Annotated in this window: 20 protein-coding genes and 1 pseudogene; 7 read left to right on the top strand and 14 right to left on the bottom strand. The window is 39.5% G+C overall.

Annotated features, from left to right (window positions below):
* Window positions 1-2: 2 nt before the first annotated feature.
* The 3 genes from IPI59_13065 to IPI59_13055 form a co-directional block, all read right to left on the bottom strand.
* Window positions 3-1,289 carry a metal ABC transporter permease gene (locus IPI59_13065; GenBank protein ID MBK7528452.1) on the bottom strand — a complete coding sequence of 429 codons (1,287 nt, stop codon included), beginning with the start codon at window positions 1,287-1,289 and terminating at the stop codon, window positions 3-5.
* Window positions 1,290-1,337: 48 nt separating this feature from the next.
* Window positions 1,338-1,949 (bottom strand): toxin-antitoxin system YwqK family antitoxin, encoded by a 612-nt coding sequence (locus tag IPI59_13060; protein ID MBK7528451.1) that lies wholly within the window; start codon window positions 1,947-1,949, stop codon window positions 1,338-1,340.
* 487 nt (window positions 1,950-2,436) lie between these two features.
* Complete coding sequence (locus IPI59_13055) at window positions 2,437-3,222, bottom strand: hypothetical protein (GenBank protein MBK7528450.1); 786 nt, start codon at window positions 3,220-3,222, stop codon at window positions 2,437-2,439.
* A gap of 230 nt (window positions 3,223-3,452) precedes the next feature.
* On the opposite strand from IPI59_13055, the gene IPI59_13050 reads away from it, so the two are divergent.
* A complete protein-coding gene (locus tag IPI59_13050; GenBank protein MBK7528449.1) occupies window positions 3,453-3,614 on the top strand; it encodes a hypothetical protein in 162 nt (53 codons plus the stop codon).
* A 124-nt stretch (window positions 3,615-3,738) separates the two neighbouring features.
* On the opposite strand, the gene IPI59_13045 is transcribed toward IPI59_13050, so the two are convergent.
* Window positions 3,739-4,248, bottom strand: coding sequence for a hypothetical protein (locus tag IPI59_13045; GenBank protein MBK7528448.1), 510 nt, complete (start codon window positions 4,246-4,248; stop codon window positions 3,739-3,741).
* A 218-nt stretch (window positions 4,249-4,466) separates the two neighbouring features.
* Here IPI59_13045 and IPI59_13040 point away from each other — a divergent pair, with 218 nt between their 5' ends.
* The 3 genes from IPI59_13040 (at window position 4,467) to iscX (ending at window position 6,010) form a co-directional block, all read left to right on the top strand.
* Window positions 4,467-5,249 (top strand): DUF2520 domain-containing protein, encoded by a 783-nt coding sequence (locus IPI59_13040; GenBank protein ID MBK7528447.1) that lies wholly within the window; start codon window positions 4,467-4,469, stop codon window positions 5,247-5,249.
* A 62-nt stretch (window positions 5,250-5,311) separates the two neighbouring features.
* A complete protein-coding gene (locus IPI59_13035; protein MBK7528446.1) occupies window positions 5,312-5,704 on the top strand; it encodes a 2Fe-2S iron-sulfur cluster binding domain-containing protein in 393 nt (130 codons plus the stop codon).
* A 45-nt stretch (window positions 5,705-5,749) separates the two neighbouring features.
* Window positions 5,750-6,010: a Fe-S cluster assembly protein IscX gene (gene iscX / locus IPI59_13030; protein MBK7528445.1), complete on the top strand. Its 261-nt coding sequence runs from the start codon at window positions 5,750-5,752 to the stop codon at window positions 6,008-6,010.
* Between the two features lie 49 nt (window positions 6,011-6,059).
* Here the strand turns inward: iscX and IPI59_13025 are convergent, their stop codons facing one another.
* The 5 genes from IPI59_13025 to IPI59_13005 form a co-directional block, all read right to left on the bottom strand.
* Complete coding sequence (locus IPI59_13025) at window positions 6,060-7,415, bottom strand: ABC transporter ATP-binding protein (GenBank protein ID MBK7528444.1); 1,356 nt, start codon at window positions 7,413-7,415, stop codon at window positions 6,060-6,062.
* Window positions 7,361-7,924: a hypothetical protein gene (locus tag IPI59_13020; GenBank protein ID MBK7528443.1), complete on the bottom strand. Its 564-nt coding sequence runs from the start codon at window positions 7,922-7,924 to the stop codon at window positions 7,361-7,363. The genes IPI59_13025 and IPI59_13020 overlap by 55 nt, the downstream gene beginning before the upstream one ends.
* A gap of 125 nt (window positions 7,925-8,049) precedes the next feature.
* Window positions 8,050-9,879, bottom strand: a complete 1,830-nt coding sequence (locus tag IPI59_13015) for an ABC transporter ATP-binding protein (protein MBK7528442.1) — start codon at window positions 9,877-9,879, stop codon at window positions 8,050-8,052.
* Between the two features lie 233 nt (window positions 9,880-10,112).
* Window positions 10,113-11,681, bottom strand: a complete 1,569-nt coding sequence (locus IPI59_13010; protein MBK7528441.1) for a hypothetical protein — start codon at window positions 11,679-11,681, stop codon at window positions 10,113-10,115.
* Between the two features lie 47 nt (window positions 11,682-11,728).
* On the bottom strand, window positions 11,729-12,553 hold the full coding sequence (locus IPI59_13005) for a choice-of-anchor J domain-containing protein (protein ID MBK7528440.1): 825 nt from the start codon (window positions 12,551-12,553) through the stop codon (window positions 11,729-11,731).
* Window positions 12,554-12,904: 351 nt separating this feature from the next.
* Between IPI59_13005 and IPI59_13000 the strand changes: the two genes are divergently transcribed.
* Together IPI59_13000 and IPI59_12995 are read left to right on the top strand one after the other, a co-directional pair.
* Complete coding sequence (locus tag IPI59_13000) at window positions 12,905-14,380, top strand: DUF1800 domain-containing protein (protein ID MBK7528439.1); 1,476 nt, start codon at window positions 12,905-12,907, stop codon at window positions 14,378-14,380.
* A gap of 127 nt (window positions 14,381-14,507) precedes the next feature.
* Window positions 14,508-16,160: a DUF1501 domain-containing protein gene (locus tag IPI59_12995; protein MBK7528438.1), complete on the top strand. Its 1,653-nt coding sequence runs from the start codon at window positions 14,508-14,510 to the stop codon at window positions 16,158-16,160.
* A 241-nt stretch (window positions 16,161-16,401) separates the two neighbouring features.
* Here IPI59_12995 and IPI59_12990 read toward each other — a convergent pair whose 3' ends face one another.
* Both IPI59_12990 and IPI59_12985 read right to left on the bottom strand, forming a co-directional pair.
* Window positions 16,402-17,094 (bottom strand): response regulator transcription factor, encoded by a 693-nt coding sequence (locus IPI59_12990; GenBank protein ID MBK7528437.1) that lies wholly within the window; start codon window positions 17,092-17,094, stop codon window positions 16,402-16,404.
* Window positions 17,095-17,207: 113 nt separating this feature from the next.
* Entirely contained in the window at window positions 17,208-19,055 is a 1,848-nt protein-coding gene (locus IPI59_12985; protein ID MBK7528436.1) for a PDZ domain-containing protein, read from the bottom strand.
* Window positions 19,056-19,329: 274 nt separating this feature from the next.
* On the opposite strand from IPI59_12985, the gene IPI59_12980 reads away from it, so the two are divergent.
* Window positions 19,330-21,393: a PDZ domain-containing protein gene (locus tag IPI59_12980; protein MBK7528435.1), complete on the top strand. Its 2,064-nt coding sequence runs from the start codon at window positions 19,330-19,332 to the stop codon at window positions 21,391-21,393.
* 148 nt (window positions 21,394-21,541) lie between these two features.
* Here the strand turns inward: IPI59_12980 and IPI59_12975 are convergent.
* The 3 genes and pseudogenes from IPI59_12975 to IPI59_12965 all read right to left on the bottom strand — a co-directional run bounded on the left by IPI59_12975 (window position 21,542) and on the right by IPI59_12965 (window position 24,782).
* A pseudogene (locus tag IPI59_12975) lies at window positions 21,542-22,310 on the bottom strand (IS5 family transposase).
* A gap of 153 nt (window positions 22,311-22,463) precedes the next feature.
* The gene (locus IPI59_12970) at window positions 22,464-23,231 is read right to left on the bottom strand and encodes a hypothetical protein (GenBank protein MBK7528434.1); all 768 of its coding nucleotides are present in this window, start codon (window positions 23,229-23,231) and stop codon (window positions 22,464-22,466) included.
* A gap of 192 nt (window positions 23,232-23,423) precedes the next feature.
* Window positions 23,424-24,782, bottom strand: a complete 1,359-nt coding sequence (locus tag IPI59_12965; GenBank protein ID MBK7528433.1) for a redoxin family protein — start codon at window positions 24,780-24,782, stop codon at window positions 23,424-23,426.
* Window positions 24,783-24,793: the final 11 nt, after the last annotated feature.

Below are 24,793 nucleotides of genomic sequence, written 5' to 3'. Positions count from 1 at the left end.
AGTTAATAAGGTATTTTGCTGTTGTGGGGGTCTTTTTCGGGGTATTCTAACAAGTCGAGCAGTTCTTTTTCTAATTCGGGAGTAATAATGTGTTCAATGGCTTCGGCATCGTTGTGTATATGGTCAGATGGCAGGTTTAAATGCTGGCTTAGGTATAATTCCCAAAGCCGGTGTAAGCGCACTACCCGCTCTGCTTCTTTTAATCCGGATGGGGTAAGTTGCCATGTTTGAATGTTGGTATCATTTAATTTTTCGACTAAATTTTGCTTGAGGAGCCGGCTTAGTTCGCGTTTAAAAAAATCCGGAGGAAAAGCTCTGATCTTTGCTAAATCGCTTATGCTGGCGGGTTGTTTGTGGTTGTTGTTTTGTATTTCTCCAAAAATAAATAAGGTTTTTAGCAAATTTTCGCGGTTGGTTTTTTGTTGGTGCTTTTTGTGTTTTTGCCATTTAAAGAATACGCCGTTTAAAGGCGCAAATACTGCCGATAATAAAGCAATACCCATTAATACCACTACCACCCACGGGCCTGTTGGCATGGCAGGGGCGGTGTAAGAGATATAAGCTCCGGCAAACCCACTGACAGCGCCAAAAAATGCTGCTAAGCCCAACATTTTGCTTAATCTGTTGGTATAATACCTTGCGGCGGCGGCTGGGGCAATTAGTAAAGCTGCCATTAAAACCACACCCACGGCTTGTATGCCTGCGGCTACGGCTGCAACCGTTACTAACGACAACAAAAAACTTAATCCTTTGACTGGCAGTCCGGCTGTGGCAGCAAAATCGGGGTCAAAGGCAATCAGTTTAAACTCTTTATAAAACAGAGCAATGATAGATAAAATAATTAAGCAAATAATTGCTAAAACGTTTACATCAGGGGCAGTTAGGGCGGCAGCTTTGCCAAACAAATAGCTGGTCAGTCCGGTTTGGGCGGCGTTGCCCGTTTGCTGTATGAAAGTAAGCAACAATATACCTACTCCAAAAAATACCGTTAAAACGATACTTAAGGCGGCATCGGGTTTAATGCGGGTTCGGGTAGTCAAATAATCAATACAAACAATGCCCAAACCTCCGCCCATAACAGCTCCAAGCCACAATGCAACCGGGTTTTTAGTGCCACTTGCCATAAAAGCGAGGCAAATTCCGGGCAAAGTTGCATGTGCAATAGCATCGCCAATAAGCGATCGTTTGCGCAAATAGCTAAAACACCCCACAATACCGCAGGAAATACTCAAGATTAAAAGGCCGGCAGTAACGTATTGCGCGTTTGGGTTGGTAAAAAACGAGGTCATAAATTAGTTGAGTTGCTTAAAAAGGCAATAAATCAACAAGGTATAATTTTATTGTCCGCGTGTTGGTGGTGGGTTGGTTTCGTTAATTACACGGCCATTTTCGTAAGTTAATGAGTTGGTAGCATTGCCCCACTCGTCATAACTTTGCCAAGCACCGTCCATTTTGTCGTTTGAAAAATTTCCTTCGCTCCGCACTTTGCCGTTAAGATGAAAATATTGCCAGTGACCTGTTCGTTTGTCGTGAGTGTACGAACCCTTGGCTTCCATATTGCCATTTGCATAGTAAAACTCCCATTGCCCTTCGCGAAGGTCGTTTATAAAATTGCCTTTTGATTGCAGTTTGCCGTTGGGGTGGTAGTACGAAAAGAAGCCATTTTTTTGATTGTTAACCATATTGCCCGTTTCGCGGGTTTTACCATCTTTAAAAGTAAGGGTATAACTCCCATTTACTGGCCTATTTTCCATAACGGGACCAGCAGTGTTTGAATTATCTACCGACTGTTGTGTTGTAGATTTTGAGTTGTTATTGTCGTTGGCGGTGGCATTGGCATGTGCTTTGGCTGCCGTTGAGTCGTGTTGGTGGGCACTATTTTTACACGATACTAACAATAAGAAACTAAGGGATAAGATGCAAATTGAAACAGTATAAAATTTATTCATGTCTAATGTTTTATTTTGAATGATTTATTTTGCGCTCTAAAGGTACAAGGTTTTGAAGTTTTATTTAAAATAATGTCCGGATATTATTTTTTAGATGTTCTAAATAGTTTCTTCGAAGCCCAAGGCAGCCAATTTTATGCTAATTCCTCATTTAAAACCTGTTGCATCCCTTGGTTGCCTAAAATCCCGAATCCGGATTCAGATTTAATAAATTAAACACTTCGTTAAGCAATAAACTTTGTTTTACAAAGTAAATAATTTCCGGATAATTTTGTTTTGCTAAGATTAAAAATTGTGCAGGAATTTCGTTCTTGTTTAAAAATGCCGCATAGATCAAATAAACATCATTTTCGCACAAGAACAAGTAAATTAAATTGCGTAGGGGCAATATGGTTAGATAAATTTTCGATTGTGGCCTGCTTAATATGTAGTGGATATGTTTAATTTGAAGCGTTTTTGATATAAATATTCTGCTTTGCGTAGTTTTTTATTTAAGGTTTTTTACAACGTTTTGAAGCCGGAATTTTTCAAAATAGGCATCTTTATTAACAGATGCATATTTTGGGTGGCGGAAAATTGTTTTTTCGAGGGTACTAATATTCATCCGGATAACGATGGGCGAATATTGATTGGGCAGGGTGTCGTTGGCCATAAATCCCGACAAAATAACATTGTTTGCATCTTCCCACCAGCCGTTATCAATCCAGGCAGCCGAGCCAAAAAATACCAAGCGGGTGCGGGTAGCGCTTTTAAGGTCAAGCAGGGCAATTTCGGTATCTACATCGCTGCTGAATTTTACCTTTCCTCGTTTGTTTTTGCTTACCACCCAATTTAAACTGCCAATGTCGAGTGCCAGGCTACTGTCGGCATTGAAAACCAAAAAGCTGCGTTTTTCGTCAATAAAGCCACGCAACGATTCGGCATCCATTTTAGAACTTAGTCGCTCTGTTTCAAGTGAATTGCTTAACATGTTAAAGTCTTTGGTGTTTAGTGCCTCAATTTTATCGGCATAAAACGATGCCCAGTCGGCAACTTTAGGCTGTACTGCTGGCTTTAAGTAGAGTGATTTTTTGTTATTTGTATTTCCGGATATTACCGTTACTTGGTTATCGCTTTCGGCATCATTTGAGCTGTTTGGCACAGCGTTTGTCTTTTCTGCTTGTCCGTTTAACTTGTTTGCTTGATTGTTGTTGGGCGTACAATGGCTTAAACAAAGAAAAATCACTGCCAATATGAAACATCCGGATAGGTTTAAAGCTAAAGATGGGCGCATTGTATTTAATTAAATTGTTTAAACTTTAAAAGGTGCTTGGGGTCAAAATTGTATTAAAGGCACTAAATTACAACAAGAAAAACTTTTCTACTTGAAATAAGCAATCTGCGAGGGCATATTTACGTTTAAGCAAGCAAACATTATAGTCAATAACAGTAAATTGTAATTTTAATTTTAAGGTACATGGCATAATACAATACTAGTTTCTCACTTCATAATTCGTTTTACCTATGTTACTATCCATCTCAACATCTGCACTTTACCACGAGCGGCGCATAGTCGCTGCTATGGTATTTTTATTGCTCTTAGCCTTGGCAATGGCTGTAATTATGGCCTACATACCTGCCGAAACCTCGCCTGAGTTTTATTTAGAAACTCAATTAACACCATAGACTACCACTTTTGTTCGTTCGGAAACAATTTTTCCATTATTTTTAAAAATAAAAAAGCCATTATTGCATTTGACAATAATGGCTTTTTTGTTACAGGATATATATATACATCAAATTACTATCCTTATTTCTGTGTGCCAGGTAGCATTTCGCCTGGAGTAGCATTGGCTTTAGCATCGCCAGCTTTTTTGGCGCAGCAAGCTTTGCCTTCTTTGCTGCAAGCACCTTTAGCGTCTGTAACGCCGGCTACACTAGCTTCGCCCTTTTTTGCACAGCAGGCTTTGCCTTCTTTGCTGCAAGCACCTTTAGCATCTGTAACGCCGGCTACACTAGCTTCGCCTTTTTTAGCGCAGCAAGCCTTGCCAGCTTTAGCGCCGTCTTTGCAGCCATCGGCTTTAGCGGTAGCATCACCTTTGGCATCTTTAACGCCGGCAACATACTCTTCGCGGCTTTCTACACTTACCGATGCTGGAGTTTCTGAACTAGCCGGATTAGTGGCAGCCGAAGCTTCGGTTTTCTTTTTAGCGCAGCAAGACGAGCCTTTGGCAGCAGATTTAGAGCATTGAGCTTGCGCATCGGCGGTTAAAAATAAACCCACCATTAATACGAATAATAAACTTAAAATGTGTTTCATTGGTTTTAAAAAATATGAAAATGTTAATAATTTGCTTAAAGCAATTTGAGTTATGATAAAAACTTGATGCAAAAGTACAGCAGTTTGGGTAATTTTGCAAAAAAAAGGCGTTTAAAAAATGTTAAACACCTAATTTGTAACAATTAAGCGGTTTATATGTAAATTTAGCGAAAATTAGTTTCACTTTTCCAAGTTTTTATATAATTATATTAAATTTAATGTTGTTTAAAGAGATTGCCATTATTGGCTTTGGTAATGTTGGAAGTAGCTTGGCCAAACAATTCCATTTATCCGGATGTCCGGTTGAAGTTATTGTTTGCCGTAATCCGGAAAAAAAAGCAACGGCACAAAATTATTCAAAAATAGTAGTTTCCAGCGTAACACAAATTCCGTTGACCATTCAAGTTTGCATCTTAGCTGTCAGCGATAACGCCATTCAGTCTGTAGCCCAATTAATACCACCCAGACCAGATTTAACGGTTTTGCACTTGTCGGGTGCATCGCCTCTTGAGGCTTTGTTGCCCCATACTAACGCTGGTGTGATGTGGCCATTGCAAACTTTTACTTCCGGATTTGCACCAGACTGGAAAAACATACCTTTGTTTTTAACCGCAGACCAAACACAAGCATTAGCTGCGCTTCAATATTTAGCTTCGTTTTTAAGTTCCAAAATACACGTTATAGACGAGCAACAACGGCAATTCTTACATATAGCTGCAGTTTTTGCCAATAATTTTACTAATTATATGCTAACCAATGCTTGGGAAATTTGCCAAAAACACCAATTGCCTTTCGAGGTGTTGTTGCCTATGGTAAATGAACTGTTGGTTAAAGCGCAAACTATTGCACCAATTAACAACCAAACAGGGCCAGCCCGGCGCAACGATACACAAACTTTGGCGCGACAAATAACTATTTTACAAAAATATCACCCCGAAAAAGTAAGTTTATATCAACTTATTAGCGAAAAAATTGTTAAAACATATTTTGGCAATGATTAGCTTTACGCTTTTTTGATTAAGTATGCTTAATTGTCAGTTCTTTTTTAATAATAATAATTACAATGTACCATATTAAAGTCCATTTAGAAAATCCCGATATTGTTTGGCACGAGGGCAACGGCCCTGCTGAAAAATACCCAGTAAAACGTATCAATAATACGCTTGAATTTGACGTTGAACCTGGTCATAGCTTATTAGAAGCACTATTATTGCACAATATTCATTTGAGCCATAATTGTGGTGGTGTTTGCGCCTGTACAACCTGCCATATTTATGTGCACGGAGGCGATGAAAACCTTGAACCAATTACCGACCGCGAAGAAGATTATGTAGATAGAGCCAGAAACCCAACTCTTGAATCGAGGTTGGGCTGCCAATCTATATTATTGCCCGGAAGCGGAGCAATTGAAATAACTATTCCAGACCAAACAGATATTATTGGCCACGAACATTAATAATTACTGCCTTAATTTTTAAAATAATCAAAAAAAATATTAAACATGACTGAATTTAACTGGGAGGATGACTTGCCTATATCATGGAGCGACCACGAAGACATAGCCATGAAATTAGTAGAACGTTTTGGTGCAGATTTTGGCGAATCGAAAATTTACCGCATAAGGTTTACAGATTTGTTAGACTGGGTACTTCAAATACCAAATTTTTCCGGAAAACGCGAAGAAAGCAACGAAACTCACCTCGAAATTATACAAGCCCAATGGGTTTACGAGTGGCGACATCAACACGGAAACAACAAGTAGCCCGGTTTTACAAAATCCGGACCTTGGCATTTCAAACTATACCTGAATTTCAAAACTTGTTTTCATCTATATTACTGGTCATAAAACTTTGACTTGATATGGCACCGTGTGCTAAATGCTTCGTATAAAGCTGGTAATAGTGCCCCTGCAAATCCATTAAGGTTTGGTGGTTGCCATCCTCAATAATTTCGCCGTGCGATAGTACCAAAATGCGGTCACAATTTTTAATTGTGCTAAGGCGGTGGGCTATAATAATGGCAGTACGGTTATGAATAAGCGCGTTTATACCTTGCTGAATTTTAGCTTCGGTTAAAGTGTCTATTGACGAGGTGGCCTCATCCATAATTAAAATACGCGGATTAACCAATAAGGCCCTCGCAAATGACAATAATTGCGCCTCGCCCTGCGAAAGGTTGCCGCCATCTTCGCCCACCTCTTCGTCTAAACGGGTAGCAAACTGCGATGCGCCAGCCATTTCAAGGGCTTGTAATATTTCAGTATCGGAGGCATTGATTTTACCATAGCATATATTTGTCCGGATGGTTCCGGGAAATAAGTGCGGAGTTTGCAAAACAATACCCATTTGACGACGCAAACTTTCAAGGGTTTTATCCATATAGTCTTGCCCGTCAATTAAAATACGGCCTTCGCTTGGTTCGTAAAACCTGCCTACTAAATTGGCAATGGTGGTTTTTCCGGCGCCGGTTTGCCCCACCAATGCCAGCGATTGCCCTGCTGGTATATGTAAATTAAATTTAGGCAAAATAACTTTTTCGGGGTTGTATTGAAAACGCACATTTTCAAAAATAATATCGCCGGTAATTTGTCCAAAATCGCTTGCATTAGTTCTGTTTACAATATCGGGCTGCTCGTCTATTAGCGAAAAAATGCGCTCGCCAGCCGATAAGCTACCTTGAGCCTGAGCGTAAAAACGGGCAATATCAAGCACCGCCCACGAAATAAAAGTTATATAACTAAAAAACGCCGATAATGTGCCAATGCTTATTTGTGCTGGCTTTTGAGCGCCCATATAGCCTGCCCAATACAACACAATAGCCGTGCCCACCGAGCCAATAAAAATTACCAAAGGTGCATACATGGCCGAGTAAAACGATGCCCTAAAGGTGTTGCGCCGCATTTGGTTGCTTAAGCCTTTAAATTCGTTGCTTACACGCGCTTCTTGTGTGGTTGTTTTATTTACTTCTACACCATTAACATGTTCATTATAAGCGGCAGTCAGTTCGCTGTTAATTTTTCGGGCAGCCCTTGAATATTTTAAAATTAACATCCGCAGTCTAACCGATAGTGCAATAGCTAAAGGAAGGCTAAAGGCAATAATTAAGGCTAATTTCAGTTGTAAAAAAACATGGCAGCCATACACAATATTAGCATGGTAAGACCCCAAATTACTTCTAAAAATCCCCACGAAATTAGCTCTGTTACACGTGGCGCATCGCTTGAAATACGCGACAAAAGCCAGCCAGTAGCCGATTTGTCGTAAAAACTGTATGATAATTGTTGTAATCGGGAAAACATTTGTTTTCGCAAGGTAAACATAGTTGTTTCTTCCATGTAACCTGCAAATTTTATGAAATAAAAGACTGCGGTTATTTGTAGAACCCCATTGGCTAAAAACAAGCCTGTGTAAATTAAAATTGGGGTAAAATCCGGATATTGTTGTTGTTTTTGGTAGGCATCTACAACTGGAATTATGGCGTCGTCTAAAAAGTGCTTCCAAATTACAGGCATCAGGGCATCGCCAATGCTAACGGCAATAACTGCTATAACGAATTTAACGAGCCAGTTTTTTTGCAGCAAAGTATAGCCAAAAATACGCTTTAAAAAAGGCCATAAGGCTTTTCGGCCATGAAATTGCTGGTCTTGTAAATTTATGGGTTGGATGGTAGTGCTCATATAGAAAAATGGGGAATAGCGTATTGAGGTATTTTACAATTATACGCATTGTATTTATTTTTGTAATTTATGGTGTCTCTTTAGGTCATTTCTATTGCGAAAGGCGGCAATAAAGGGTAAAGTTTTTAAAAAAGGTTAGCCTCTAAAGCTGTTTGAACCTGATGTACTTTTTTAAAATATCCATCTTCAATCGTTAGCAGTTCGTTGGGTGTGCCTTGCTCGGTAATTTGCCCGTTTTGCATCACAATTATTTGATTAGCATGTTGTACCGAGCTAAGCCGGTGGGCAATTATAATGGTGGTTTTTTTTGCTAAATGCTTTTTTAGGGCAGCTTGAATAAAATGTTCGGTTTCGGTATCAACTGCCGAGGTGGCATCGTCTAAAACAAGTATGGCGGGGTTTTCGAGCAAGGTGCGTGCAAGGGTTACACGTTGTTTTTGCCCGCCCGACAAGGTAACACCTTTTTCGCCTACTAAGGTATCGAAGCCTTGGGTAAACAAATGCTTTATTTCGTATATGGCTGCCGATTTTGCAGCGTATAGTACCTCTTTTTCGTTGGCAGTAGGGTGTGCGTGGGCAATATTGCGGGTAATAGTTGTCGAAAATAAAAATGGTTTTTGCAAAACCGCTCCGATTTGCTGCCGCAACCATTGTTTGTTTAAAGTTTGTATGGGTTGCCCATCAAGCAGAATTTGCCCTGATGAAGGTTCGTACAAACGAAGCAGTAAATTAATGATGGTAGTTTTGCCCGAGCCTGATGGTCCTAAAAAGGCAATCGTTTGACCTGCAAAAATCCGGAAAGAGACATTTTGCAGTGCATAAGTTTCGGATTCCGGATATTTAAAACTTACATTTTGAAACTCAATGTCGCCTATGACTGGTTTGTCCGGAATTTTTCCTTCGTAGTTTTCGGTTTCAGCCTCTAAAATTGTATCTATTCGTTCAAATGCTACCCTGGCCATCCCCATTTTTGACACTACTTTGGCTAATTGCCGCATAGGAAAAGTAACTTGTCCGGCATAGGTGTAAAAAGCGGCCAACTCGCCGATAGTAATTTGGCCTTTTAAGGCAAACCAGGCTCCTGCCAAAATCGAGACGGTCATTTGTAGCCAGATAAAGCCATCCGAGATAGTCCAAAAACGGGCATGGAGCATCACGTGTTTTTTGCCGATGGCCAGTTTTGCCTGATTTTGTGTTTCAAAGCGGTTGAGTTCTTTTTGCTCTTGGGCGAATGCCTTTACTACTCTGATTCCGGTTAAATTTTCTTCAACAATTGAGGTGAGTTTGTCTTGTTCGGCCTCGTGTTTTTCCCATATATCACCTTCGCGTTTAAAAAAGTAGTAGGCATTTAAAATTATAAACGGCATACCCGCAATGGCAATAACTGTGTAGCTAATATGTACTGAGGCCATCATTACAACCGCCCAAATAAATATACTGCTAAAAAAAATGAGGTCGCTTATTTGGTTGTTAATGAAATCGCGAATGGTGTCCACATCGCCGGTACAGCGCTGAATTATTTCGCCTGTTTTGTTTTTAGCCATAAAAGACAAGGGTAAAAGTTGAATATGGCTAAATAAATTGTCGCGCAGGCGTTTTGTAGCGCGCTCTGTGGCAAAGGCATTTAAAGCACCTGCGCCAAACATAAACAGGCCGCGCAAAAGTGCAATAACCACAAACAAAATTGCCAAACCAAGTAAAATGGCATTTAAGTTTTGGTATGTTAAATCTGGTAAAATGTGGTATATTTGTTGGGCAACAACATCGTTAGTAGTTATATTGGCGATATTACCCGTTTGAAAATTTTGGATAATGCCGTCAATAGCTACCTGTAAAAGTTTGGGTTCTAACATCCGGAAAAATGTAGTGCCAATTAGCAATAATCCAGCCAAAAGGTAATAATGTTTCCAGGTGTGAAGTGTTGCACTTATTTTTCTGAGCAAATAGTGCTTCATTGTAGTTAAGTGTAGGTGTTTGGTTATAAAAATATGTTTAAGTGGTGGATAATATTAGGTAGGGTAGGGGTAAGCCCAAAAAAAGGCATTATTGGCCGGCTCCGACCAATAATGCCATAAAAAAATTATGAAAAACGACTTGCTAAACTCAACAGATTAACTAAGCCCAATCAAGTAAACTATAAAACCAAGCTAAAAGTTCCGGAAATGAACTAAAAACTTTTTTTAAGTTTTTAATAATGAATCCAAGGGTGACCAATTTTACTGGCATTGGGCTGGTAGGTGTTAAAGTCTGAGACTGTAACATTTTTGTCGAGGTTTATGTCGGCGGGCAGGTATTGGTTGATTTTTGAGGCATCGGCTGCGTAAATATTGAAGTCGGCAACTGTAATGATGCCATCGGCGTTGTTATCGCCGGCAATTAGCATACTTACACCATCGTTTGACATAACAATTTGGTTTGCCCCCCCTAAAACATAGCTTGCACCACCGCCAAAATTATAAGGTACGGCATTGGGGAAGGATACAGGCACACTGCTAACAACTGCCAAATGGTTGCGATGCCGCACCACAATATAATAGGGCGTATTTTCGGCTATGTCGTAAAAGTTTATACCATCGGTGCGGTTGGGGTCCACAATTGTACCATTATTAAGTAAGATGGCCGCCTTGCGGGCTACAATTTGATGCGTATTTTGGTCTAAAAGTTCAATCAAAACCCAGTCAACGCCGTTTGCCTGAACATAGTCGGTACAAGTATTGCCCATGAAAAACCAAGGGGCTGTATTATAAGGTTGCGAGGTGGGCACTAAGCCATAATCTTGTAATAAAGTAGTCATATTGCCCGCCGATTGGTAGGCACCTTGCAAGTAAGCTTTAATTTTAACTTTAACCGGAACGGCAGTGGCATCGGTTACAGCAACGCAAACATCTCCGGTATTAACGCTGGGTGTATTTTTATTGGTAACTATTTGAACATAATAAATAGTACTTGGCTGAACACTTATTAATTCACCTATACTGCACGATGAGGGGTTGTCGAAGCACATGTACTCAGTAAAATTGCCACAAGTTCCGGTAAATAAGGTTATGATATGCGGAAAATCGCCGTTGGTTTGTAAATATACTTTTCCGGATGCCGGAGCTATAAATTTATACCAAATTGAATTTGCCGGATACATGGTACAGCTATTATACAGACCGGTAGTTTCGTAACTGGCCCCATTTGTACTACCACTTATACATGGGTCATTTAGCGTTAAAAGAATTGCATTGGCGCATAAATCGTTTTCGGGGGCTGGTGGTGGTGTATTTATTGCAATACATATTTGGCCATCAACAGAAGAAAAAATGCCGGCAACCTGAATATAATATGTTAAATTAGTATTTAAGCCGGTTACTAATAGCGTTTCGCCATTTTCTGTGCTTGCCACCTCAGAAAAACCCGAACACGTGCCATTTAAAACCGAAAGAACCTCGGCAAAATTGGCATTTGTAGTTATTTGAACTTTGCCACCGGCTGGGGGGGTAAATTTATACCAAATACTATGTGCCGAACGAGTATTGCGCAGTGGGGCAGGCCCGTCCATGACGGCAAACAAATTGTTGCCCTCAATACAGCTACTTCCGGATGTTAAGGTTGTTGCGTTAGCGCAGGCATCGTTGCCCGGCGTTGCTGGAAGGGAATTTCCCTGCGTAATTGATAAACAGACATCGCCGTAACGACTACCCCAGGTTCCTACCGATGCGCCTACACGCACAAAATAGGTTTGCCCTGCCGATAATCCGGTTAAATAAGCCATTTCGCCCTCGAAACCATAGGTGTAATCGTTTTTGCATGAAATTGCAGTTAAACTGTTGCAATTGCCCGAATAAACCGATATAACATCGTTAAAAGTAGCGTTGGTTTTAAGGGTAACGTTGCCGCCGGCGGGGGCAACAAATTTATACCATAAAGCCGATTTTTGCGAACTTGCGCAGGCATTTTGTGGTCCGTAAAAACGGTATTGGTATTCGACTGTGTTATACAGGTGCCATCTACAGGTACCGTTGTTGCGTTAGCGCATATATCGTTAAGGGTGCCATCTCCGGTTACAACAACATTATCGAACCCAGCCCACCATGCCCAATCATTGGCATCGCTGTATTCAAAAGCAATTTTCATAGCTGCATTGCGGTAGGCCGAAAGGTTAAATGTTTCGTGCACAAAATCTGAAAACATAGGGCCCGAATAATCTTGACCGATATAATTTTTGATGGTTTGCCACGCTTCGCCATCCCATACCAATATCCGGAAATAGCTATCGCCCCAAGTTCTAAAATGCACATCAACATTAAAAACAATATTGGCTTTGGTTGTCGCATCAAAAGCCGGCGAAACTAAACGGGTTGTTAAGGGCTGAACTGCATTGCCCAATATATCGTCGTCAAAAATAGCCATGCAAGTACCGTCAATACTGGGGCCACCTGCAGCATTGGGGTTGTTTGAAATGACGAATAAAAACGGCTGACTTCCGGCTAAATACTCATGAGACCAGCCGGAGGGCAAACTGCAGGCATTAAAATTTTGCGTTAATAAAGTGGATTGAGCTGATAAATAAGTAGCCGGAAGAAAACTTAAGGTCAGGCTAAATACCAGTAACCAAAAGCGGTAATTATGTAGTAATATTTTCATTTGAAGATAGATGATGGTTTAAAAACTTCTCGAAAAAACAAGATTGAAATAATAATAAATAAAAAAGCGCACACATTTAAAAATCAACCAATGTAGAAAGATTTTGCCCTAAAATATCATGATTTTTTGGCATAAAAACGACTTGGTTGAATTACAACGGCAAAATTGAAATTTTTTTTTCAAAAATATTCTATAAAACTTAAAAATTTTACAAAAAGGGCTTACTTTTGGCCAAAATTAATTTAAATGTTTGAGTAAAATTTATATTTTTTTATAAAGCGCACACAAGTTTGAAAGTGTATTTTTTACCAAAACTATTTATAAACTTCTTAACTTAAAATTTATTTATTTATGCCGATCGAATGCATAGGTGGCACTTTATTGCCATATATACCCAGCCCCGATATGCCTTGGGATGCCCGACGTATAGCCCATTTATATCGGCGGGCTGGTTTTGGAGCTACTCTCAGCCAAATTCAAACCGCTTTAAACAAAACGCCTTCGCAATTAGTTGACGAGCTAATTGATGCTGCCATTGCTCTGCCACCAACACCACCCCCTGTTTGGTATGATTGGAGCAGAGTGCCAGTTGATGACTATACCGATTACGACCAGGAATCGTATGACCACATGTTAGAAATGGTTCGTACCTGGTTGCAGGGAATGTTGGATAATGGATTGCGCGAAAAAATGATGCTTTTTTGGCACAACCATTTTGTAACCGGATTTTGGTCGTATAGATGTTCGGCTTATTTATTTAGTTACTACAAAACTTTACAACTGCACGCGTTAGGCAATTTTAAAAATTTTACTATTGCCATCGGCAAATGTCCTGCTATGTTATTGTATTTAAACAACAACGTAAATGTGGACGGTGGCTTAAACGAAAACTATGCCCGCGAACTAATGGAACTTTTTACCATGGGCGTTGATAATGGCTATGACGAAAATGATATTTGGAATGTTGCCCGCGCTATTTCGGGCTGGACGGGCGCAACTTACGACGGCTGTGAATATTACGCCAACGACGATTTGCGCTTTGATGTCTCGGAATGGGATAGCGGCACTAAAACTATTTTTGGCCAAACCGGAGCATGGGATTACGATGATGTTCATAACCTAATTTTTACCCAAAGAGCAGACGAGGTAGCGCAGTTTATTTGCAAAAAATTGTACAAACATTTTGTTTACGTTGACCCTAACCAAGATATTATTAACCAAATGGTAACCACCTTTAAAAATAATAATTTTGAACTTGCACCTGTTTTACGGCAACTGCTTAAAAGCGAACACTTTTTTGACGACAAGGCAGTTGGAACTCAAATTAAAAGTCCAATTGATATGTGGGTGGGCTTGATAAATAGTGGTCAACTTACTTACGATGATATGGAAGATGCACTAAACACTTTATTTTATTTTGCAGCCGACAACTCGCAAACATTACTTGAGCCACCCAACGTTGCCGGCTGGAAGGGGCACCACACATGGCTTACCCAATACAGCCTAAGCAAACGCTGGGAAAATGGCGGCAATACTGTTTGGTACACAAACGACCAAGGGCAAACAAATTTAATAAACTTAGCTAAAGGCCTTACCAATAACTCAAAAAATCCGGCCATAATAACGCAAGCACTTATTGATTTTTTTACCCCAAATGGCTTACCCCGCCAAATTGAATACGATGCCGCTACTGCAGTATTTAAGGGCGAAATTCCGGAAAATTACTATACCGATGGTACTTGGAGTTTAGACTACGCAACAGCTAAAACCCAAATCAGGCAATTATTAATGTATATTGTTCAAATGCCCGAGTTTAATTTGGCCTAACAACAATTTTTCCACTTCCCTGTTCTTTTCCACTGCATAACTAAACCTTTTCCATTTTACCGTTCCTTGTAAATTAATATTAATTTGCTTGTTTTTCTGACGGTTAACAATAAAAAACTTTTGCCGTATGAGTAAAAATTATATCAAAAATAAAATAAACCAAATTATTAAAAGAGAGGGGCAAACCATTAACAATGCCCACGCGCATACATGCGACCATGCCATGTGGTCGAGGCGCAACTTTATTAGCTCCTTGGGTTTGGCATCAGTAGGTGCTGCGTTTGCCGTTGGTGGCAACCCTTTAAAAGCCTTAGGCGGTACCAGTTTATTAAATATGCTTAGTACACTCGAAACCGACCGCAAATTGGTGATTATACGCCTCGAAGGGGGCAATGACGGCCTAAATATGGTTATTCCACGCTTTAATTCGACGTATTATAATATCCGGCCTACTATTGCCATTCCCGAGTCCGGATTGTCGGCTTTAGATGCCCAATTTGGTCTTCATAATGCCATGAGCGATTTAATGCCACTATGGAATGCGGGCGATATGGCGGTTGTGCACTCGGTAGGTTACCCCGAGCCTAACTATTCGCATTTTGAGTCGTATAATATATGGTATGCGGGCAGCCCTTCGGATGATATTTGGGAAACCGGATGGCTTGGCCGCTATTTCGAGCAAGAATTTCCTTCGTTTTTTGATGCACCGCCATTAGTGCCACCAGCACTCGAAATTGGAAATACTGCTAATTTAATGTTTCAAACGAAAGCGGCTAACCTTGCCCTGGCCGTATATGACCCCGTTGAATTTTACCGGATTGCCGAAAACGGCGAAGTTTTTGACACTTTTGAGCTAACTGCCGATTGTGCTTATGGCACAGAACAAATGTTTATGCGCCAACTTTCAAACTCGTGCATACGATACGCCGAGAGTATAAAAAATGCGTGGGAAAGCTCGTCAAATACGGCAGTTTACCCCGACGATAATTACTTAGCCGACCAATTGGCCATTATTGCCCGGATGATTAAAGGCCATTTAGGTACAAAAATATTTTTAGTACATATTGGAGGCTTCGATACGCATAGCGACCAGGAAGGATGGCACGATACTTTGTTAAATAATATTGGCTCGGCTGTTAGCGCTTTTATGACTGACCTTGACCAAGACCCAACCGCCAAACAAAATACTTTGGTGATGACAATATCGGAGTTTGGACGTACCCGTGCCGAAAATGGCAGTTTAGGTACTGACCATGCCACTTGTGCACCTATGATGTTTTTTGGTCCGGAAGTTATTGGTGGTTTAAAAGGTAGTTTTGCCAGCATTGATGCCGATGACCTTAACGAATACGACGAGCCTATTTTTACAACTGATTTTAGGTCAATGTATGTTACCGTGCTTAAAAACTGGTTTTGTTTAGACCCTGTTTGGGTGGACTATATTTTTAGGCAAAACTTTAGCATTGTGCCTAATTTATTGCCAGCTTGTACACCTTCGGTTGGTACTAATGGCTATGCGGTTTTATATGGCCATAATCCGGCATCAAGTGGTAATGCCATTGAAATTAAATACGCCATTTTAGCTAAAAGTAATGTGCGACTTCAAATATTAAATACAGCCGGACAGCCTTTGGTAACCTTGGTCAACGAAGTTAAAGAGCCTGGTGCCTATAAATTTAATTTTAACCGTACTAATCATGGCCTGCCCGCGGGTACTTATGTTTACCGATTAGAAGTGGCCGGAAAACGCTACGAACGAAAAATGATTTACCCGTTTTAATTACCAAATTTGAAATGTGGATAACCTGCTATTTTAAAATAAACACGCTTCAATTATTGCTTTTGTAATAAATATTTTTGGCGATTTGATAACGGAAAAACCGGCAAAGTTTTGTTTTAACAAGACACTGCCGGTTTTTTAATTATAATTATCCGGAATTTATAATTGTATTTTATAACTTACTTTTCTCTATTTTTCCGGATAAATTAAATAGGTCAATTATTTAATTTAATACCTTTTGTTACATGTCAATTAATTTATAGCCTTGCCCATGTACGTTCATAATTTCAACGTTCGCATCGTCTTTAAGGTATTTTCGCAGTTTGGTTATAAAAACATCCATGCTCCGGCCATTAAAATAGTTGTCGTCGCCCCAAATTGTTTTAAGTGCATAGTCGCGGGCTAATACACGGTTTTTGTGTTCAATAAGTAATTTTAGCAAAAGTGCTTCTTTTGTAGTTAGGCGATGGTTTTGGCCTTGCCCAATTTCAAGGATTTGCAGCAAGGGGTTAAACGTATATTTGCCAATACTAAGGCTGCCGTCTTCGTTGCGGTCGGTGGGGGTTTTGGTGCGGCGCAATATGGCATTAATGCGAAGCATCAGCTCTTCCATGCTAAAGGGTTTTGTTAAATAATCGTCTCCGCCAACTTTAAAGCCTTCAATTTTGTCGTCTTTTAGGGCTTTTGCAGTTAAAAACACGATGGGGGTGTCTTCATCTTCTGTGCGAATTTTATGTGCCAGAGTAAAACCGTCCATGACGGGCATCATCACGTCTAAAATACAAAGATCAAACTTTTTTGATTTGTATGTGTCATAACCTTCTTGCCCGTTGCGGCAAAGTGTGGTGTCGAAGCCTTTAACACTAAGGTATTCTTTTAAAATATCGCCAAGGTTTAGGTCGTCTTCGACTAACAAAATACTGGTAGTTTTCATTGTTTATAAATGTTGTTTAATTAAATATTATATAATAATCTTGTTTGTTGTTTCCGGAAATTAAATTTTTATAAAAATATCCGGAAATATTATTTTTATTTAAGGTCAAAAGTTTAGGCGTTAGTTGGTGTTAGCGGACTGTTAGTTAGGGGCAAATAAACTGTCATGGTGGTACCTTTACCCAATTTGCTGACGGCATTAACTTTGCCACCATGTGCTTCAACAATTAGTTTAACATAGCTCAGCCCAAGCCCAAAACCTTTTACGTTGTGGATGTTTCCGGTAGGAACACGGTAAAATTTATCAAATATACGGTTTGCCGCTTCTTTGCTCATGCCTATTCCTTCGTCTTTAATATGAATTATTAAATAATCGGTGTTACTTTCGGTGTTTATATTTATTATGGGGCGGTCTTTACAATATTTAATAGCATTGTCTAATAAATTATGAAAAACATTGGTTAAATGTAATTTATCGCCTGTTATTTTGCTTTGTTTGGCGTTAAGTTGGTAATCAAGTTCGCCTTTTGCACTGTCAATGCGCAATAGGGCGGTATGGGCAACCTCTTCAATAAGGTCGTGCAGTTCAATTTCTTCTAATTTCAGTTTAAAATTTCCTTTTTCTAATTTTGCGTATTGCAGTACTTGTTCAACGTGGTTTTGCAGGCGGGTATTTTCGTCTTTAATAATATGTGCAAAGCGGTTTACGGTTTGATTATCTTTTTTAACTTGGTTGTCTGTTAGCATTTCGCAGGCAATTTGAATGGTGGCAATTGGCGTTTTTAGCTCGTGGGTCATGTTGTTAATGAAATCGGTTTTCATGTCAGACAATTTTTTTTGCCGGATAATTGTTTGAATTACATAAGCAAACATTAATATAATAACCAAATTGAATGTTAAGGACGAGCCTAACATTTTAAAAGATGCACCAAATATTTCTTTTTTTGAATCCGGAAAATCAACTAATAATTCGCCTGCTTTGTTAGCGGTCATATCGCGGTAAAGCGCAGTTCTGAATTTGCTGTTCAGCAGTTTTTCCGATGGTTCGCAATTACCATACTCTACAACTTCGTTTGGGTTTAACACACAATACTCGTATGCCGTGTTGATACCTGCATCTTCCATGTAGTTTTTTAGGTAAAGTTCTAAAATCTCGGGGTCAATGCGTTTTTGCAAAGGGGTTGTGCGGTTTTTTTCTTCGGCGTACATTTCAACATGAAGCATTTCAACTAATATTTGCTTGTTATTGTCTGTAGGTCTAAGAAGATCATGGCCTTTTACGCTGTCAACCAGCATGGTATTTAGTTGCTCTTCGATGGGTTGCTTATTGTTGCCGGGCTGCTTGGGTATTACTTTCGATTGTACAAAGCCACTGCCTAGCGTGGTTATTTGCTGATGCTGGTGGGTAGATGGTTTTTGTTGGCTATCTAATCCTCCGGATATTAAATTTAGGTCGGGAGTTCCATTTCCAAAGGGGCGTAAAAAATCTATTATTAAAGGTGTTTTACCTGCATTTTCGTTTAAATAAGTGGCAAAAATAATTGCGTTGTTAACTTTAACGCCATTAATGCCAATAATTATGTCGCCGGGGCGTAAGCCAGCAATATGCGCTGGGCTGTTGTTTACTACTTCGGCAATGCTTAGGCCGTTTGAACTTTTATAGTTAAGCGTATCGGGCTTAATCCCAATTTTTTTGGTTGCATCAAAGGCTTCGGGGGCAATTTGAATTTGATAATGTAATACAGGCCTGGCTTTGCCCTCCGGAAATTGACTGATTGTTTGTGCGGTTTCATACTTTTGAATGGCATAAGCAACGTCACTTAGGGCTTTCCGTACCGATAAGTTAAACTGGTCTTCTTTCACGGCAATGGCTTCTTTAATCCACCAAAACTGCAATACAATTAGCCCCAGCATAGCTGTGCTTATTAAAAAAATTACAACATATATTTGATTTTTACTCATGAATTCTTTGATGTAGTTGGCTGCACTGGTATTTTTATTTAATTGGAAGATATCGTTTTTGCAGTAATTTTTGTTCCGATTGTTAAAGGCTGTCAAATTGTTAAATTAACATTTGATTTTAACAGCAAAGTTCCACATTTGATTTTAAAACTACTCATCTTTAACTTCATTTAACGCAGTTTAACGCTGTTTTAACAACTAACAATTAAAACCTGCTATACCTTTGCATTGGTTTTAATAATGCCAATTACTTAACCAAAACTAAATAAAAAATATGCAAACTCGTTTCTTAATTTTGGCCATTTTTGCCAGTTGTTTAACTTATGAAGCTAATGCTCAAAATTTACCAACTCCACCGCCCCCCCCCGTAAATGTAGGGAAGGGGCAGGCAAAAATTAAAATATACAAAAATATTGACGGTAAAATTACCGAAGTTGAAGAAACCATTGACTTGCCTCCAAATGGCGCAATAGATATGGATGCCGTAATGAAACAATATGGTTTTGACGATGCCGAAGACAGCCCCCAAAATGGCAATAGCGTTGAAAAGAGGGTCATGATTATTACCGAAACCCCCGACAATGCACTACCAATGCCACCCAATTTTCCCGGACACATGCCTAACGAAGAAATATTTATGTTTAATAAACCCGATGGCCAATTTTGGAAAGATGGCGGCAAATGCGCGGGCGATTTTAATCCCGGATGCAATCATAACGGCAATGATGAGGCTCAAAAAGAAGCACGCTTGGGAGTGGTACTCGATGAAAACACCAATAGCGACGTAAAAGGTGTACGCATTAGTGATGTACGGCGCAACACACCCGCTGATGCCGCCGGACTACGTGCAGGCGATGTTTTGCTAAAAATTGCAGGCGATAAAGTGCGCACTGCCGATGAGGTAAAAACTATTGTTAAAGCCCATAAACCCGGAGACAATGTTAAGGTGCAATTTAAACGCGACGGCAATAAAAAAACGGTTGATATTGTTTTAAAAGCTTCCGGAAACGAATTTACAAGCAATTCCTGCTGCGATAAAAAACAAACCAATATTAATTCTTTCAATGCGCCCGAGCCTGTTGACCCTAACTCAGCGCGGATGGGCATTAGCCTGAATACTGCCGAAGCCGGCCCACAAATTACCGCCCTAAACGATAAAGGCGGTGCAAAAGCAGCCGGACTTGAAGTGGGCGATATAATTACTGCCATTGATGGCAAACCTACCAAAACCTACAACGACCTATTAACAATTATAGCTACCCATAAACCAGGTGATGTGGTAAAAGTGAGTTTTACACGCAACACCGAGTCAAAAACTGTTGATATTACTTTGGTTAGCGCAGCCGAGTTGGCGCCAAAAATTAGTATTGAAACACCTGCCGCACCTGAAAATTGGCAGTTTTACTCGCCCAACGATATGCCCTTAAATTGGGAGAACAACGGTAAAAAAAATAATAATAAAGCTCGATTAGGGGTGTATATAAAAAATGAGGTAAATATTGAGTCTGATGACCAAAACAACACCAAGATAACGGCTTCACCAATTGTTGTTGACCGTCTTGTTGAGGAGGGGGCAGCACAAATTGCCGGCCTACAGGTTGGCGATATCATCAAATCAATTGACGGCCAAACCCTTAATAATTACGATGATTTAGTAGCAAATTTGGCTACCCATAAACCTGGCGATGAAATTACCATAAGCTACCAACGCAACGGGCAAACCTTAACTGCCAAAGCTGTGCTTAAAGGAGAAATTGGCTGGAATATGCCTGAAAAATTTGACTTCAACTTTGATAATTTTAATAATATGGAATTAGATAAGTGGGCTGAACAGTGGGGTAAAAACTTTGAAAATATGTCGCCCGAGCTAAAACAAGAAATGGAAAACCTAAAAAATGAACTCAAAAACTTAGATATTGATATTAATATTGACGGCTATGATGGTAACAATGAGTTAGGAAACAAAACCAAGCGCAATACTATTATCATCCTCCGGAAAGATGTTAGAGTGGCCGATTTAACAAAAGAAGATGAAGCAAACATGAGTGAAAAAGGTTTTACATTGCCCAAAACGGATCTTCCGGAAATAACAAATCTATTGTTCTCGCCAAACCCCAGCGATGGCAAATTCGAATTGAGCTTTGAGGCTTCGGAACGCGGCAAATTAGATGTTCGTATTTATGATTTAGCCGGAAATACAGCTTACAACGAACAAATTAATGACTTTTCGGGTGCTTACAAGCATTTAGTTGATGTGAGCAATCAACCCTCGGGTGTTTATGTTTTGCAAGTGCGGTTGAACGATAAATGTTTACATAAAAAAATAGTTTTGCAATAAAAAAATTAGAACTGGCACAATATTTATGTCCTCATAAGCGTATATTGTGTAACAAGGATTTAGTGATTTTTTTTGATTAAAACGCCGAAAGTTTAGACTTTTGGCGTTTTTTTAATTAGGGTCTATTTGTTAAGAGCCTGTCTAAATTTTATTTTCTAATTCTATTAAGCATCAATTTTATCATGGCAAGTTGGATCATTGTCTGGCTCGTTTCGGTTTGGAACTCAAAGTCTTTACTCAATCTTCGATAGCTTTCGAGCAATGCAAAAGTTCTTTCAACAATCCATCTTTTTTGGCAATACTTCGAATTTCGAGGCTGTATTCGATCTACTTACAACCTCAACCACCCACCCAAACGTTTTGCGGGTATTTTCAATTAACTCGCCTCTATACCCGCCATCAGCTACTATCTTTACCAATCTGCAAAACCTGCCTCTGAGGTCAGCTATAACCATTGGGGCTGATTTACTGTCATGCTCATTTGCCGCATGAACCACAACCGCTAAAAGTAGTCCCATTGTATCTACAATAATATGCCGCTTTCTGCCTTTAACTTTTTTACCCCCGTCAATCCCTCTGCACAAGCCTCCGACGCTTGTTGTCTTTACGCTCTGGCTATCAATTATACCAACACTTGGCGATGAAGCCCTGCCTGCTTGCTTTCGAGTCTTATCCCTGAGTATTTCATGGATGAGTTCTATCGTCCCATCCTTCTTCCACTTGGTAAAATAGTAGTAAACAAGCTTCCATGACGGAAAATGGAACGGCAGCATGCGCCATTGACAGCCAGTTTTAAGCAAATAGAACAGCGCATTAAAAATTTCTCTTAAACTGTGTTTTCGTTTCCGTTTGTCGTCTAAAATGCCTAATATTGCACTCCATTGACTATCGGTGAGACTGCTTGGGTAGGTTTTCATTTTACTTTATGTGTTTGATTTTCATAAAGCTATGAATTATTATTTAAACGTCAAACTGATAGTCTTTTATTCACATCTCTTTTAATAACTTTTTTCCTATCAATTTTTAGGACTGGCATGCCAATTTTTAATTTTTAGACAGTCTCTAAATGTTTACCGACCCAAAAGGAGCAAAGCAATAGCCATAACAGCCAAAATTAATCCGGCTATTTTTTGCCTATAAAAATGCTCTTTAAACACCAGGGCGGCAATAGCAGCAGCGGTTAACACTACCCCAATATTTAAAACAGGAAAAAATACTGATGCCTCAAATCCGGTTGTTTGTAACGCCCGAACAAAGAAATATACCGAAAAGTAATTAGGCACTCCCAACAAAATTCCACCAGCCACATCAGCCCAGGCAAGCGAAATTTGCTTTTTTACCTTCAAGTAAAAGAACCATACCACGCCAATAATGGCAGCTACGGCAAAAATGCAAGTTGTAAAAATTGCGTTTTCGTTTGGCTGCAAATAGTTAGCTTGTGTATATTTAAAAATAACCTCGCTAGTGCCCGAAACAACTAATACTAACAAGGGTAGTTTCCAGTTAAACGTAATATTTGTTTTGCCTTGGCTGGGGGAAGACGAATTTATATTTTTTTGTGGCGGGGGTAAGGAGGTTAAAACAATAGCCACAATAGCCAAAATAATTCCAAATAATTTTAACCAGGTAAAATTGTCGTTAAACCATAATAAACCCGCTGTAACTGGCATAATTAGCGATGCTTTTTGGGCAATTGCGGCAGTGGCAACCCCGTTTTGCTGGGTACAAATTCCAACCAATCTAATTCCGGAAATAAAAAGGATGCCCAAAGCCAAAACTGAAGAGAACCAAGGACGTTGCCAAATGTATCCTCCGTCTGTGGCCATCTTGTTTGACATTACTAACCATCCACATATTAAACAAGTAACAAAGTTTACTGTTATGACGGGTATCAACTTTATATTGTAGCGCTCAAAAAACTTAAAAAGGGCAATTAACAAGGCGCTACAAACAATAGAGAGAAACAAATATAGCAATAAATTGTATGGTTAATTTATAGATTAAAAAAAAATAAATATTGCTTCAAAAAACTAAGGTAAAAAGCTTCTTATTAATTTTTCTAATTGGGCATCTTCGGGGCTGGGTGCGTCAATACTTACTAATTGGCCATTTGCATCAAACAACAAATATTTTGGCTGCGTTACAAAATTCCAATCCATATATGCGGCATTCATTAATTGTGTGTTTATGAGATAGTGTTCACCCGCAATTTTGTTGCAACTAATTTCTTTTTGCCAGTTGGCAGCTACGTTATCGCGCGAGAAATAAACAAATACGACTTGAGTTGAATCAAAACGCGACTGTAATTTACGGGCGTATTCAAGATGTTCGCGGCAAACATGGCACCATGTTGACCAAAAAGTAGCGTATATTACTTTCCCGCGGTATTTGTTTAGTATGTCGGTAAATGTAGTATTGTCTGATTCGGCAATTATATTCAAATTGGTGTTGGGTGGAATTTGGCACTCGCGCTGTGCATAACGTTTGTAGCGGTCTTCAAGTAAATTTAAAATAAGCACATCGGTGGCATAATCTTTATAGTCGTCAAAAATACTGACTGCTTCGGGAGACCCCTCTTTCAATAAATCAATAATTAGCCGTGCCGCAATATATTCAAGGCATTTTCCTTTGTATATCTTTTTGGCTAAATCATAGCCTTCAATTTGCCAATATGTTAAACCGTTGCGGCTTCTTTCAATGGCATCGGGGTTGGTGCGCAAAAGTGTTTGATAAAGGTTTTGATATAAAAAATACTTATACTTACTTGATACTAACGCCTCGGTATCGTTAAGGTTTTGGTATTGACTAAATAATTCGATATAACCATCGCTTAGGGCGTTAGCTGAGGAAAAAAAGTATTGCATTTTCCGGAACGCCCACTGATATTTAATTTCATAATCAATATAGGCCATCATAGCTTCCGAAAGGTGGTTATTTGTTTTAAAATTTTCTACAAATTCATATTCTTTAAATATTTGCCGTTCGCAAAAACTGTTATACACTGGCCAACTCATTTTTTCGTCTATCAATGCTTTGGTTTGGGCATCTAAAACTTCTTTATTAAACGTTTGGGTGTATGCTTTTAAAAACCAGTGGTCGTTGGCTAATTCACCCCCAAAACTCAAACTTTGCAGTGGGTTGTTGGCGTCAAATTCGAGGTATAAATTTTTCCCAGGCTGTAGCAGCAGCACAAACTGCATATTTGCAAACCGCAAAATAAAAGGGCCGGGTTTGGGTAAACTAACTTCTATGGCAAATTGCCCGTTGTTATTGGGGGTTATATAGGCCCCTTCGCTATCGGCAAGCAAATTGTCAATAAAAATACTGATTGTTTTTTGCCCCAATGCGCTTTCGTAGTCAAAATTTTTTATCGTTCCGTTTAATATCATTGCATTTTGAC

The sequence above is a fragment of the Sphingobacteriales bacterium genome (genome assembly GCA_016706405.1).
In the GTDB taxonomy this organism is placed as follows: domain Bacteria; phylum Bacteroidota; class Bacteroidia; order Chitinophagales; family UBA2359; genus BJ6.
This window is presented reverse-complemented; position numbering and strand designations above follow the sequence as displayed.